Here is a 13,113-nt window from a genome sequence, read left to right on the forward strand (position 1 = left end):
AGTGGGAACCCGTGTCCGACACCCTCTCCGCCGTCCCCGAACCGGACGAGGCCACAGACCGTAGGCAGGCCGCGTCCCCGAAGGAGCACCCGGGGCCCATAGTCTTCACCATGCGGCTGCAGGCCCGGCCGGACAAGATCGAGGCAGCCGAGCGGGCGCTGGAAAAGATCGCCGGCCCGACCCGTGCCAACCCGGACTGCCTGGAGTTCCGCATCTTCCAGGATCGAAACAACCCGCACCTGTTCACCCTCCTGGAGCACTGGGTCAGCGTCCAGGCCGTCATGACCCACGGTCAGCGCGACTACATGGCCGAATACGTGGCCACGAAAGACTTGATCTTCGAAGACATGTCCGGCGAGCACGTCCAGGAGATCCACCCGCTGAACGCAGCGTCCTAGGGCCTGTACGGACTTCGGATCTTCAGATCGGTTGAAAGCTTCGGATCCACAAGATGACTCCCCGTAAATGAAGGCCGGCCAGACCCATACTGCAGTCGAGGTCCTCCACCACGCCTATCGGACACGTTCTGCTCAGCGAGCCAGGAGCTTGCGGAGCTGCCGACGATGGCCTGCGGTGGGTGCCGCATAGTGCTGCGCCGGTAACACAGGCGACCGCTTGCCCGCCGCGGCCGGCGCCAGACCTCGTCGACTTCGCTCGCCGCCCGATCACGACCGGTGGTCGGGCACGTGATCCTCGGTGAATGCGGGACTAGCCGCTGCGGCATCGGGCGCGCTGTCGGCCGGATTCTCCTCGAGATTGGCGACAAGCCTTCTCAGTAGGTCCAGAAGGAGATCGACCTCTTCGGCGCTGAAGCCTCGCAACGCCTGATCGTTGGTCTCGAACAGCGCTGAGCGCACCTGTGTGAGCTTTGCCAGGCCGTCCTCGGTCAGCGAGATCAGGCTGACCCGTCGATCATGCTCGGCGGGGGTGCGCCGGATGAGACCGTCGCGGTCCATCCGGGCGAGCAGCTGGGCCATGGACGGCTGCTCGATCCGGGCCAGCACCGCCAATTCCTTTTGAGAGAGCGCGTCGGCCTTGCTCAGCGCCGCCAGCACGGGCATCTGCGCGAAGGTCAGCCCCAGCGGTCGCAGTCGCCGGTCGTTGACCCGGGACAACGCACGCGAGGCGATGTTGATCAACGCGGCTGGCGCGGAGTCGAACCTGGGGAGCGTCACGCCACGAAGTGTATAGGACCCTATTGACCTATTACATAGGCACCTATACGGTCCTGAGTGCATAGGAGCCTATGCAGTTGGTCGTCCAGACAAGGGAACACACGTGATCATCCGTAATGTGACCGTCATCGACGGACAGGCAGCCGCGCCGATCGCCGATGCCGAAGTAGTGGTGACCGACGGGCGGTTCAGCGCTATCCGCCCGGCGGCTGACGCGCGACCGGCGGCCGGCGAGGATCCCGTGATCGACGCGCGGGGCGGCTACCTGGTGCCGGGCCTGTGGGAGAGTCACACCCACCTGAGCGGACACGCCTACTCCAAGCCCGAGAACAAGCGCGCGGAGTACATCTCCCAGCTACTCACCGACTTCCTGAATGTCGGGGTGACCAGCGTCGTCAACCTCGGCGGTCCACTGGACATCGAACTCGCGGTCCGCGACTACCGCAGCACCGCCACCGACGCCGCCGCCAAGTTGTTCTTCGCCGGGCCGGTGTTCACCGGGATCGAGGGGTGGCCGGTCCTGAGTGATCCGAAGCGTGCCTCCATCGCCTACCAGACCGACAACGCCGACGTCGCCTATCGTCAAGCACTGGAGCTGGCCGACCAGGTCGACTTCATCAAGTGCATCTACGACGACGAACCCGGCGCTCCGGACAAGCTGCCCCTTGATGCCCTCAAAGCCATCGTCGCGGCCGCACACGAGAAGGGCAAGAAGGTGCTCGTGCACGTCCACGAACGCACCGATCTGGAGGAGGCGGTGGCATCCGGCGCGGACGGCATCGAACACGCCTTCCGGCCGCAGGACCCCAGCAGTACCGCGGAGGCCCACGATGTCGCCGCACTGCTGGCGGAGACGAACACCTATTACTGCCCCACCCTGGTCACCTGGGAACAGATCGCGAACAACGGCGATGCCGGCTACTTGCGGCAACTGGTCGACGAAGGCTTCGCCACGCACGAAGACATCCCGCAGATCACCAGCCGCCCGATCTACGGACGCGAGTTCCCCCGGCATTCCGCGCGGGAATCCCGTGTCCGTTTCGACTATGCGATGCGCACTCTGGCCCTGATGCACGACGCGGGAGTGAAGATCTCCGCGGGCAGCGATGTGGCCATGCTGCTGCCCGCGCCGCCCGTCGCTTTGCTGCGCGAACTGCGCTTGCTGGCGAAAGCCGGTCTGCCGATGCCCGCGGTCTTGGCGGCCGGCACCCGGCATTCGGCCGAGAAGATCGGCCAGCAAACGACGTCACCGGGTACGATCACTGCCGGATCCGTCGCCGACGCGCTACTGCTCGACGCCGACCCCTACGCGGACATCGCGCACCTGGTCGACCGTTCACACCACATCGGGACGTTGCGGGCCGGGCGGCCAAGCTGGGAGGAGGGCCACCCCACAGCCTGACACGGCCGATTCCAGGTTCAGACGCGCCAGCTCGACAGATGCGGATTCCTCGAATCCCGTTGGTGCACACCAACAGGCGAGACAACGGTTCCTGGTCTCAACGCCACGAGCCCGCGCTGCCGGTGGCTGATCTCATCCCGATCACCGAGGACAGATCTACAGGGACGGCTGCCCTTGGATCGAGTACCTGCGCGGCTACACACACGGCGACCTCCACCCGGGCAACGTCCTGGTCCCACGAACCCGGGCGGGCGAACTGCTACCCGACCAGTTCCGCCTCGTGGACCTCACCACCTACGAGGCGGCGGCGCCGTTGACCAGGGATCCGGCCATGCTCCTGCTGTCGATCGTCGCGAGGAGAGTGCCCGGCGATCCCTCTGCCCAGGAAGAACTGTTCGACCAGCTCATCCGAGGCGGTGGCCGCGACGACCTCATCGGCCCCCATGATCAGGATCCTGCACGATGGGAAAGCCGCGGGTTGATCGCAGAGGACTTCCGCGACGACTGGCTGAACCAACTGCCTCTGTCGTTGCCCGCGGGGTCTGCCGTCCGCGCCGCACCCGAGGCCGAGAACGCCGTACACGCCATACCCGTGGGGTTTGCCGATCGGAAGAGGACATGTCGATTAAGAAGCTGAGGCCCCAGCTGACGACATTTCGAATTGTCAAGGGCTCGCCGCGTGGGCAGTTAGATGCCGATAAGCCCGGCGTTCCGGTTCTCGACTCTCTTCTGAGAGGCGAAGACGGCCGAGATCATGCTTGCCCATATGACCCATGATCGAAGCCGCTGCGGATCGGGCGAGGAGGCGCGCCCTGAAGGACGAGCAGGCAGAGGAGCGAAGCCCGGCGGGTTCGGAGCCGACTGTCGTCACCCCCGCGAGCCCTGGCCCGACACCGGCGCCGTCGATGACGGACCCGGCGAGCACCTGACGGCCGGAACCCGACAGCCAGCGTGGAGGTGGCGGTTAGTTGTCGAGTCTGGCCGCCTGCATGGTGCCTAGCCGCCGCACGAACAGGGCAGTGACGATCGTTGTCGGCACGACCAGCGCGTGCACGGCCAGGCTGGGCCAAGTTCTCAGCCTGAACTCGTACGTCAGGATCTCGCCACCCTCCCGGAGTATGGAGCTTGTCCTGAGAAGTGTGGTCCATTCGATCCAGAACAGGGGCCAGGTCAGGAGCGTGGCCAGCCACAGAGCCCACCACGCGTGCAGGAGCCAGGCCGGCGCGGTCGTGCCGTCGCGTCCGGGCGGGCTGGAGGCGTGCCAGATGTCGTCGGCGATCTGTTTGGGCAGCAGCAGGTTGCCGATCGGGATGAGCCAGCCGTACACGGCCATGGAGGGCTGGTATCGCAGCCGGCCGGGCGCGAGCTGTTCGGCTGCGACGCGTGCTTGGTGGAACCAGAGCAGCCACGAGGCCGCCAGCCCCAGGCCGGAGACGATCTGGGCCGCCCATAGGACGGCGCCGACCCTCTCGTGGATATCGCGCATGCCGTCGAAGGTCGACTCGTCGTAGTACCGTCCGGCGTCGTCGAGGACGGCGATCTGGTGGGCCACCGTGGACACCGACACCAGGGCGAACAGGGCGAGCAGCACGTACACGGCGATCTGGTAGCCGGTGGAGGGGAACTTCGGTTCGCTGCCGCGGCGTCGGCGGCGTTCGTTGACCAGCAACGGCTGGGGTGAACGCTGCTGACCAGTGTGCTCTGGCGGCGGCGGCATCTGCTGGAGACTGCCGGTTGCAGCGGCCGGGTCGTGCAGGGCGGTCAGTGCCGTGGTCCGGCGTTCGGTGATGACCTGGGTGAGCGCCTCCGGCAGCCACCGTCCCTGGCCGGGAGTCGCGAGGGCGGTGAGGCGGGTCAGCACGTACTGCAGGCCGGGCCGGGCGGCGGGGTCCTTGGCCAGGCAGGCGGCCACGAGATCGGCCAGCGGGGCGGGCACCGCGCGCAGGTCGGGTTCAGCGTGCACGACGCGGTAGACGACCGCGTGGGCGGGTCCTGTTCCGAACGGGCCGCGGCCGGTGGCGGCGAAGGCGAGGACACAGCCGAGCGAGAACACGTCCGAGGCCGGCCCGATCTCCTGCGCCATGGCCTGTTCAGGGGACATGAACGCCGCGGTGCCCAGCACGGTGGCGGTCTGGGTGTGGCTGGTGGCGTCCAGGGCGCGGGCGATGCCGAAGTCGATCAGGCGGGGACCGTCCTCGGCGAGGATGACGTTGGCGGGTTTGAGGTCGCGGTGCACCATCCCGCAGCCGTGCACGGCGGCGAGTCCTTCGGCCAGCCCCGCGCCGAGCACCGCGGCCGACTCCAGCGGGAGCGGCCCGTGCTCGTCGACGGCCTGGTGCAGGGAGGGGCCTGGGATGTAGGCGGTGGCCAGCCACGGCCGGGCGGCGTCGGTGTCGGCGTCCACGACCTGCGCGGTGTAGAAGCCGCCGATCTTACGGGCCGCGTCCACCTCGGCGGCGAAACGACGCCGGAAGTCGGCGTTGTCGGCCAGTTCTGGCCGGACCACCTTGACTGCCACCAGGCGCCCGCCCGGGGAACGGCCCAGGAACACCTGCCCCATTCCTCCCCCGCCGAGCCTCGCGTGCAGCCGGTAGGAGCCGATGAGGGTCGGATCGCCGTCGTGCAGGGGGTCGGCCATGGCACCTCTTTCGCGTCGAGATCTGCACCGGTCGGGGACGATGATCCCAAATGGGCGCGTGTCCCGAAGGAAGATCTTGTCGCCTGGGGTAGGCCTGTATACCAGCTGACGTGGTCTCACCGGAATCATGCGTCTCGCAGCGAGCGCGTCGGGATGGCGAGTGCGTATGCTCACCTGGGCGTCTGAGCGGCCGGGAGAACCTCGGGCAGAGGCACGATGGTTGTGGCCGTGAGAAGCAGCAACGTTTGTTCGCTGGTCTGAGCGACGGCCGCGTGGTAGTCGGGGCGGTGATGTCGATGAGATATAGCGACAGTGTCATGGGGTTGCATAGGTAAAGCGCGGGCGTGGTGCCGATCTGCCTCCTGCCGCCGAACTTGAGGCGTCGCCAGCGAAGCCGAGGCAGCTGTCGATCTTGACCGCTATGGTTGGCGGGACTTGATCGCCAGATCGCTTCGAGGTCCGGGTCGCAGCGGTCGGCGCGTTGTCACCGACCCTGGAGCAAGCCGTTGATCGAAGTTCTGACACCGATTCGCAAGATAGGGATCGAGCATGCGTACATCCCCGAGGCGCGAGCGGTCCTCCCTGACGGGGACACCTGTGCGGTCGTCGACGCCTACGGCCAGTTGTTCACCGTCTCGCTGTCCACCAGTGAAGTGGTCCGAGTGGAGTCGGGCTCGCTAGGGGTCTCCGCGCTTTCGGTGACCCCAGATGGTCGGCTGATGGCCACGAGCATGCACGCCTTCGGCGAGTACGGCATCCGGATCTGGGACGTGGCGAGCTGGACGGTAGCCATGGAGTTGCCCGGGCACAGCCACCCGATCTTGGCGGTATCGGCGGTGGGTCGAGTCGTGGTCACGGCGGCCCGGGACGGTACGCGGGTCTGGGATTTGCGCCAGGGATCCTGCAGATTCACGCTGCCGGGCACGGAAGAGGTGATGTGGGTCGCGGTAACCCACGACGAGCGCCATGTGATCACGATGAGCTGGGATCGTTCGATCGTGCTCTGGGACCTGCGGACAGGCGTACCGATCCGGACGCTGCGGGACGCCGACTCCCGATTTCCAGCCTTGAGCTCGCCCGCGAGTGACAACGGGGTCTGGATCCGGACCGTCCTGGCAGACTCAGTACGCGATCGCGTGCTGGCGGCCGACGGTCAACTGTGCGTGGGCGGCCTCGACGGCCGGCGTCCCCTGGCGAACTGGGAGACGATACCCCGACACGACAGGGTGCACATGATCCCGGGAAAGGACATGGTGCACACCTGCGTGGCGGCGCTGAATCCGGCGGACGGGACCGTGGCCGTCGACTACGGCGGACGCGTATACCTCCTGGACCCAGGCGGGCAACCGCTCGCAGTGATGGGACCGGAACCGGGGCCGGGATGGATACCGGTGAGCACCATGACCTTCACTCCGGATGGTCGGCTGGTGTGCTCCTTCCCCGGCGCCTTCGCGGCCGTGGAGGTGTGGCCGGCGCTCTCAGAGCTCACCGAATGAGACATCTGTGCTCACCAACGGGTCACAAGGGGCTTTGAGGGGTGATGGTGTAGTTGGTGGCAGTGGTCAGCCAGTGGCTACGTTCGCCGCATGGCCTGCGCTTCGACCTTGGCACCCTGCAACCGCAAGTGCGCAGCATGTCCTCGTCGCTGTGGTCCAGACAGCAGTGTTTTTCGATTATCTGAAATCCTGTCGATGTGCGGAGGAGTCATCCGCCCCGGCCGGCCTGCTCTGCAACGGAGTCGCCGTCTTCGAGGGCACCGGCGAAGTTTTGCCCGACGGACGCAACATCCCTGACCACCGCAGCCTATACAGATGTGCGGCATGAGCCAGACCGAGCCGCTCAAGGCCGTTTCGGGAACCGGACGCCTACGAGCCTGGTCGGCGAACTCGCCACCCAGCCGCTGCACGGCCCCGGCGCCCAGATCGCCTCCTGGGCCTTGCCGCCTCATCCGTCCTCGGTGCTCAAGGCGCGACATTTGACGTGCGCTCGGCTGACCGCCTGGGAACTCGAAGGGTTCAACGGGGTGATCGACCTGCTCGTCAGTGAATTGGTCACCAACGCACTGCGTCATGCACCGGGACCGATCCGGCTCACTCTCTGGTTCACCGACAGAACCGCCCCCGCAAGCCTGTACTCAGCGCCCTTCGCGTGCCGGACAGGAAGCCCGCTAAACCCTCCGCACGCCCGAGCCTGAGCGCTCAGGATCGATGGCGTCCAAGGTCGTCGTCCTCACCGGAGTCGGGATCGTCTCCCTGCTCGTTGTCGGACCCTGCGCAGCGCACGAGGAGGTCGGCGCGGACTGCGTGGACCTTGCCAGCAGCCGCCTGCTCGACGGGTCGTATCTGGTCGTGGACGACGACAACTGCGACGACCCGCGCTACGGCGGGTCGCACGGGGCTTACGACTGGTACTACGGCGGGACACGGATCGGCCCCAGGGTGGCGCGCGGCACGGCGGTCCGACCCGCCGACGTCATGATCGTCAGCCGCAGTGGCACCGTGATCCAGCGCGGCGGATTCGGCGGCCGCGGCTCCGGCGGCGGCTGAATCCGCCGCTCAGAACGCTTACAGGAAGGCCGAGAACGGAATCGAGTCACGTAGGTCTCGACGAGTTGCGCTCGTTCCTCGTGGTCGCGGAGATGCAGAATGTCTCGCGCGCCGCAGCGATGCTCAACATCTCGCAACCGGCGCTGTCGCGGACCATCAGACGACTCGAACAGGCTTACGGTGTGGAGCTTTTCGACCGGCCGAACCGTCGCCTTCGGCTCAATCAGTACGGCCGAGCGCTGGTCGCCCGTATCGAAGCCGCGCTGCGTGAGCTGGCCCAAGCCGAGGACGACATCGCCCCCATACGTGGCCCGCGCACTGGCACCGTGGAGCTCGCGTTCCTCCATTCGTTCGGCACCTGGCTCGTGCCGGATCTCCTGGGCGAGTACGCCCCGACCGGTCCTATGTCGAGCTCGTGGAAGTCCTCCACGAGCGCTTCATCGCCATGCCGGCAGGGTTCGGGCTTCGGCAGACCACCGATGCCCTCTTCGCGGCCCGCGGGGTTCACATGGACGTCGTCCTCGAAAGCGCGGAGATCGCGACCATCAAAGCGCTAGTGCGGTCCGAGCTCGGCGTTGCGTTCGTTCCGGGCGGGGCCACGGCACCGGCAGTCGCGGGTATCACTCTCGTGCCGTTGAGCGACGAGGACGCCTTCCGGACCATCGGGGTGTCGTGGCATTCAGATCGGCGCCTGCCTGCCGCTGCCGGACGCTTTCGCGGATGGGTGTTGTCGCGCCCCTGGACCGGCGGCTCGCCGGGAGGCGGCCAGTCGCCGTCCGCCCCGGCGGCCGGCGACGGCGAACCGATCGATCACGACTTCGCGATGTCAGGTCAACGACGACGTCTCGCCGGCCAATTAGCCGCAGTGGACGCCTCTCTTCATGACCACGGCCTTGCCGATGTATCCCCGGACGTCGATGCACTGGCCCCGTGCGGAGACGTACACAGGACCCGCGTAGTAGGTATAAGTTCCCTCATCCACGTCGCTCCAGACTTTCCCCGCCAGGCCGATGGCCACCTGCTTGAAGCCGGAGCGGGGTTTGGTGGCCCGGGTGATAGCGCAGTTCTTCCCCTTGGCGGAGTTGTAGTACACCTCCAAGGAGCCCAGCGATCCGATCTGGTAGTCGCCGGCCTTCACATAGCCAGCCCCACACTCACCGGCCGCACTAGCCGGTGCAGCGCTTGCGATGAGCCAGGAAGCGGCCACCGCCACGCTGGCCAGAGCTGCGACCTTGCTGCGTATCCGCACTGCAATTTCCTTTCGTCGATCATTCTTTTCAACGGAAGCGTGGTTCTCTCGACAAAAGATCGCCACGAAGTAGTCGACGCCGAGCTGAATCATCCGATCCCTGCGGCGCACGCCAGGAGAAGCCGGGCAAGCCGAATGACCTGCGCGGATGACATCATCGATAGGCGGAGGTTCGCTCACTCCTCTGTGATCTGGACGATCATCTTGCCGGTGTTGCGCCCGCCGAGCATGCCGATGAAAGCGTCGACGACGCGGTCGAATCCGGCGACGACGGTCTGGTCCACTACGACACTGCCCGACTGGATGTGTGGGATGAGCAGTGCCTCGAGCTCGGCCTGCAGATGCCCATACTCGCGCACGAGGAAGCCTTCCAGGCGGATGCTCTTGCCCACCACGTCGTACAGGTTGCGGGGGGCGGCGGGCGGGTGGCCGAGGTCGTTGTAGGTGGACACCGCGCCGCACCACACGATGCGGCCGTGGGGGCGCACGCCGCTGATCGCCGCCTCCAGATGCTCGCCGCCGACGTTCTCCAGGCAGACGTCGACGCCGTCAGGCGCCGCCCGCGCGAGGAGCTCGGCGACGTGCCCCTCGTGATAGTCGAAGGCCGCGTCGAAGCCCAGGTTCTCGGTGAGGTGCTTGACCTTGGCCGCCGATCCCGTGCTGCCGATCACTCGCTCGGCACCTAGGATTCGGGCGAGCTGCCCGGCCGCGGTGCCCACGCCGCCGGCGGCTCCGGAGATGAACACCGACTCCGCCGGCTGGAGCTTGGCGACGCGCGTGAGCGCCACGTAGGCGCTGAGCCCCGTGCCGCCGAGCAGGCTCAGGAAGGTGCTGGTGGGAACACCGTCCACCCGAGGCAGGACGCGGGCCTCGTCCGGGCCGACCACGGCGTGCGTCCGCCACCCCTTGCGGTGGAAAACCAGGTCGCCGACCGCCAGCCGGGGATCCCTTGACGCGATGACGCGCCCGATCGAGCGTCCTTCCAGCGGGCTGTTCAGCTGCCATTCCCCGTCCATGCACTCGCGCATGTAGGGGTCGACCGACAGGCAGAGGTTCTCCACCAAGGCCGTCCCTTGGGCGGGTGAGGGGACAGGGCCGGTGACGAACGCGAACTCCTCCGGCGTCGGCGCCCCCTGTGGTCTGGCCGTCTGGTGAACGGCGATGAAGTCTCCCATGATCTCCTCTTTCATCGGGTTTCGCCGGGCGAGACCGCGAGGGTCAGCGCTTCGGCGATGGTGTCGGCGGACGGGATGACGGCCTGTGCCAGTGCCGGCGCGGCCGGGATCCGGGTCGGCGGGGCGCCGACCCGGATCGGGGGCCGCCGCAGCGGTATCCCCGCCTCGGCCACCGCGGCGACGATCTCGCCGCCCACCCCGCCGGTGACGTGCGCCTCGTGTACCACGACAAGTCGTCTGGTGCGCTTGACGCTGCCCAGCACCGTGTCGAGGTCCAGCGGCCTGATCCACCTGGCGTCGACGACCTCCGCTTCGACCCCCCGCGCGGCGAGGCGGTCCGCGGCCTCGAGCACCCGGTGCTGCATGGCGCCCCAGGTCACCACGGTCACGTCGGCGCCTGGTCGGCGGATCCGGGCTCCGCCGATGGGCCGCACCTCGCCGCCGATCAGGACGTCCTGCCTGCCGGCGTGATAGAGGGTCCTGTTCTCGATGACAACCACCGGGTCGTCGCACCAGATGCTGGACAGCAGCAGGTCGTAGGCGTCCTGGTGGGTGGCGGGCATGCACACCCGGAGCCCTGGTACGTGGGCGAAGAGCGCCTCGAGGCTCTGCGAGTGCTGGGCGCAGGCGCCGGGCGCGTGGCCCTGCTGCGTGCGTACGGTGATGGGCGCGCCCACCCTGCCGCGGGAGACGTAGCGGACGTTGGCCGCCTGGTTGACCAGCTGGTCCAGCGCGACCAGCGAGAAGTCCGCCCACATGATCTCGGCGATCGGCCGGGCGCCGAACATGGCGGCACCGATGGCGCCGCCCAGGATGGCGGACTCGGAGATGGGCGTGTCGAACACCCGCTCCCCGAACCGCTGGCGCAGCCCCTTCGTCACGCCGAAGACACCACCGGGGACGGCGACGTCCTCGCCGAAGAGCAGGGTCGTCCGATCCTCGGCCAGTGCGCGGTGCAATGCGGCGTTCACGGCCTCGGCGTAGGAGAGGTGCAAGGTCGACTCAGGCATGGAGGTGCTCCAGTACGGTCGAGGGATCGGCGAGCGGGTCCGCCAGCGCGCGCCGCGACGCCTCCGCGATCTCGGCGCGAACCCGGTCGGAGCGGGTCTCCAGCTCCGTCTCGGACACCCCTGCCTTCTTGAGCACCGCGAGCAGCCGTGTGATCGGCTCCTCTGCGCGCGCCCGATCGAGCTCCCCCGCGGGCCGGTAGTGCTGCGCGTCGCCGATGTAGTGACCGACGATGCGCTGCGTCATGGCCTCCAGCAGCACCGGGCCCTGGCCCTCCCGTGCACGCTGGACCGCTTCAGCGACCGCCCGCTCGACCGCGCGCGGGTCGTTGCCGTCGATTCGCGCGCCCGGCATGCCGTACGGCGCGGCACGTCTGAACAGCGTGTCCACCCGCGCCATGGCGGAGATCGGGGTCAGCTCCGAGTAGAGGTTGTTCTCCACGAGAAAGATCACCGGGAGCCGGCGCACGGCGGCGAAGTTCATCGCCTCATGCACGGCGCCCTGGTTCATCGCACCGTCCCCGAAGGCGGCCACGGCAACGCGGCCCGACCCGTCGAAGGTGGCGGCCAGCGCGGCACCGGCCGCGATCGGCGCGCCCGCGCCCACGATGGAGTTCTCGCCGTACATGCCATGGTCGGGCGCCGTGAGATACGCCGACCCGCCGCGGCCGCCGTTGATCCCGCTCTCGCGCCCGAGCAGCTCCGCGAACAGCGGGTACGGCGGCGCCCCGCAGGCCAGCGTCCATCCATGCCCGCGATAGGTGGGGAAGACCGCGTCCCTGGTCAGGTCGAGCGCCGCGCAGGCCCCCACGTAGATCGCTTCCTGACCGTCGCACAGGTGGACCGAGCCGACCACGTCACCGGCTGCCCGCAGCCTGGCGACCTCTTCCTCGAAGAACCTGATCCGCCGCATCGACTCGAGGAAATCGAGCAACCTGGCTGTTTCCGGCATGGGGGTACCCACGCTCCTTTCGTCGAAGTGATCCGGGCAGAGCTTGTGACGCTCAGCGCACGGCCTGCGGCACCGCCAACCGGCCGGTACGCAGCAGCCCGGTCGCGATCGAGGAGGCTTCACGGACCTCCGTGGTCAACCATGCCTGCCGTTCGAGAAAGCGGGTCATCGGAACGGACACGGTGAACGCGCCGACCGGACATCCCGAGCCGTCGAAGAACGGCGCGGCCACGCAGGACACACCTTCGCTGAACTCCTCACGATCCAGGGCGTAGCCCTGCCGGCGCACCAGCGCCAGCTCGGCGATGAACGCGTCGTAGTCCGTGATCGTCCTCGGGGTCAGCCGCTCCAGCTTTACCCCCTCGAACATGGCGGCCACCTGCTCCTGGGGCAGAAAGGCAAGAACCGCCTTGCACGAGGCGCGCGCGTGCATGTGCCCGGTGTAGCCGACGTCGAGGCCGCCGACGCTCACGGCGTGCAGGCCCAACAGGTAGTGCTGCATGGTGAGCGTGCCGTGCCGCCACCCGGACAGATAGGAGGCCTCCTGGGTCTTGTTGTGCAACCTGGTCAAGATGACCGCGAGCTCGGGCGAAGGCCCCGCCCGCTGCTGCAGGTGCCGACTCAGCGATGCCGCGCGCGGACCGGCGTCGTAGCAGCCGCCGGGGAGGCGGACGAGGTAGCCGGTCGCGACCAGAGTGCGCAACAGGTGGTAGCAGGTGCCGAGCTTGAGGCCCAGCTGGCGGCTGAGCACCTTCGCGGTCGCGGCGCCGTCGGCGGCTGCGACGGCCTCGAGCACGAGGAGGCCGCGCTCCAGCGTGTGGAGCACGGTCGTCTTCTCCCGCTCGTCGTCGCTCTGCTGCTCAGACATCGTCGGTCACCTCCTCCGGATGGTCACACTGTGCCGCCCTCGCCCTGGTTTTCGCACCAGGTTGAAACCAATTTTCGACTATCTGAAATCAGCCTCGCAGG

14 protein-coding genes and 1 pseudogene are annotated in these 13,113 nt (G+C 67.8%); 8 read left to right on the forward strand and 7 right to left on the reverse strand.

What is annotated here, in order from left to right; translation table 11 throughout:
• Positions 1-11 precede the first annotated feature (11 nt).
• Positions 12-398 carry a putative quinol monooxygenase gene (locus tag ABT294_RS29330; protein ID WP_350809515.1) on the forward strand — a complete coding sequence of 129 codons (387 nt, stop codon included), beginning with the start codon at positions 12-14 and terminating at the stop codon, positions 396-398.
• A 267-nt stretch (positions 399-665) separates the two neighbouring features.
• Here ABT294_RS29330 and ABT294_RS29335 read toward each other — a convergent pair whose 3' ends face one another.
• Positions 666-1,175 carry a MarR family winged helix-turn-helix transcriptional regulator gene (locus ABT294_RS29335; RefSeq protein ID WP_350809516.1) on the reverse strand — a complete coding sequence of 170 codons (510 nt, stop codon included), beginning with the start codon at positions 1,173-1,175 and terminating at the stop codon, positions 666-668.
• Between the two features lie 103 nt (positions 1,176-1,278).
• Between ABT294_RS29335 and ABT294_RS29340 the strand changes: the two genes are divergently transcribed.
• Complete coding sequence (locus ABT294_RS29340) at positions 1,279-2,577, forward strand: amidohydrolase family protein (protein ID WP_350809517.1); 1,299 nt, start codon at positions 1,279-1,281, stop codon at positions 2,575-2,577.
• Between the two features lie 280 nt (positions 2,578-2,857).
• Entirely contained in the window at positions 2,858-3,214 is a 357-nt protein-coding gene (locus ABT294_RS29345; protein ID WP_350809518.1) for a hypothetical protein, read from the forward strand.
• Positions 3,215-3,541: 327 nt separating this feature from the next.
• Here ABT294_RS29345 and ABT294_RS29350 read toward each other — a convergent pair whose 3' ends face one another.
• Positions 3,542-5,215, reverse strand: coding sequence for a protein kinase domain-containing protein (locus ABT294_RS29350; RefSeq protein ID WP_350809519.1), 1,674 nt, complete (start codon positions 5,213-5,215; stop codon positions 3,542-3,544).
• Between the two features lie 506 nt (positions 5,216-5,721).
• On the opposite strand from ABT294_RS29350, the gene ABT294_RS29355 reads away from it, so the two are divergent.
• The 5 genes and pseudogenes from ABT294_RS29355 to ABT294_RS29375 form a co-directional block, all read left to right on the forward strand.
• Positions 5,722-6,711, forward strand: a complete 990-nt coding sequence (locus ABT294_RS29355; protein ID WP_350809520.1) for a WD40 repeat domain-containing protein — start codon at positions 5,722-5,724, stop codon at positions 6,709-6,711.
• On the forward strand, positions 6,632-7,039 hold the full coding sequence (locus tag ABT294_RS29360; RefSeq protein WP_350809521.1) for a DUF5999 family protein: 408 nt from the start codon (positions 6,632-6,634) through the stop codon (positions 7,037-7,039). The genes ABT294_RS29355 and ABT294_RS29360 overlap by 80 nt, the downstream gene beginning before the upstream one ends.
• Before the next feature lie 383 nt (positions 7,040-7,422).
• The gene (locus tag ABT294_RS29365; RefSeq protein WP_350809522.1) at positions 7,423-7,761 is read left to right on the forward strand and encodes a hypothetical protein; all 339 of its coding nucleotides are present in this window, start codon (positions 7,423-7,425) and stop codon (positions 7,759-7,761) included.
• Positions 7,762-7,826: 65 nt separating this feature from the next.
• Positions 7,827-8,318, forward strand: coding sequence for a LysR family transcriptional regulator (locus tag ABT294_RS29370; RefSeq protein ID WP_350809523.1), 492 nt, complete (start codon positions 7,827-7,829; stop codon positions 8,316-8,318).
• Positions 8,207-8,434, forward strand: a pseudogene (locus ABT294_RS29375) (LysR substrate-binding domain-containing protein); the annotation flags it as partial. The gene ABT294_RS29370 and the pseudogene ABT294_RS29375, both read left to right, overlap by 112 nt.
• 183 nt (positions 8,435-8,617) lie before the next feature.
• Here the strand turns inward: ABT294_RS29375 and ABT294_RS29380 are convergent.
• From ABT294_RS29380 to ABT294_RS29400, 5 genes are all read right to left on the reverse strand, one after another.
• Positions 8,618-9,103 (reverse strand): spore-associated protein A, encoded by a 486-nt coding sequence (locus ABT294_RS29380; protein WP_350809666.1) that lies wholly within the window; start codon positions 9,101-9,103, stop codon positions 8,618-8,620.
• An 83-nt stretch (positions 9,104-9,186) separates the two neighbouring features.
• On the reverse strand, positions 9,187-10,185 hold the full coding sequence (locus ABT294_RS29385) for an NADP-dependent oxidoreductase (RefSeq protein WP_350809524.1): 999 nt from the start codon (positions 10,183-10,185) through the stop codon (positions 9,187-9,189).
• An 11-nt stretch (positions 10,186-10,196) separates the two neighbouring features.
• Complete coding sequence (locus ABT294_RS29390) at positions 10,197-11,195, reverse strand: alpha-ketoacid dehydrogenase subunit beta (protein WP_350809525.1); 999 nt, start codon at positions 11,193-11,195, stop codon at positions 10,197-10,199.
• A complete protein-coding gene (locus ABT294_RS29395) occupies positions 11,188-12,144 on the reverse strand; it encodes a thiamine pyrophosphate-dependent dehydrogenase E1 component subunit alpha (RefSeq protein WP_350809526.1) in 957 nt (318 codons plus the stop codon). The genes ABT294_RS29390 and ABT294_RS29395 overlap by 8 nt, the downstream gene beginning before the upstream one ends.
• 52 nt (positions 12,145-12,196) lie before the next feature.
• Entirely contained in the window at positions 12,197-13,012 is an 816-nt protein-coding gene (locus ABT294_RS29400) for an IclR family transcriptional regulator (protein WP_350809527.1), read from the reverse strand.
• Positions 13,013-13,113: the final 101 nt, after the last annotated feature.

The sequence above is a fragment of the Nonomuraea sp. NPDC000554 genome (assembly GCF_040300065.1).
Taxonomy (GTDB): domain Bacteria; phylum Actinomycetota; class Actinomycetes; order Streptosporangiales; family Streptosporangiaceae; genus Nonomuraea.

Coding starts and splice junctions, on each gene's coding strand:
- ABT294_RS29390 (WP_350809525.1), bottom strand. CDS start 11,195: ATGCCTGAGTCGACCTTGCACCTCTCCTACGCCGAGGCCGTGAACGCC.
- ABT294_RS29395 (WP_350809526.1), bottom strand. CDS start 12,144: ATGCCGGAAACAGCCAGGTTGCTCGATTTCCTCGAGTCGATGCGGCGG.
- ABT294_RS29380 (WP_350809666.1), bottom strand. CDS start 9,103: ATGATTCAGCTCGGCGTCGACTACTTCGTGGCGATCTTTTGTCGAGAG.
- ABT294_RS29360 (WP_350809521.1), top strand. CDS start 6,632: ATGGTCGGCTGGTGTGCTCCTTCCCCGGCGCCTTCGCGGCCGTGGAGG.
- ABT294_RS29400 (WP_350809527.1), bottom strand. CDS start 13,012: ATGTCTGAGCAGCAGAGCGACGACGAGCGGGAGAAGACGACCGTGCTC.
- ABT294_RS29350 (WP_350809519.1), bottom strand. CDS start 5,215: ATGGCCGACCCCCTGCACGACGGCGATCCGACCCTCATCGGCTCCTAC.
- ABT294_RS29365 (WP_350809522.1), top strand. CDS start 7,423: ATGGCGTCCAAGGTCGTCGTCCTCACCGGAGTCGGGATCGTCTCCCTG.
- ABT294_RS29385 (WP_350809524.1), bottom strand. CDS start 10,185: ATGGGAGACTTCATCGCCGTTCACCAGACGGCCAGACCACAGGGGGCG.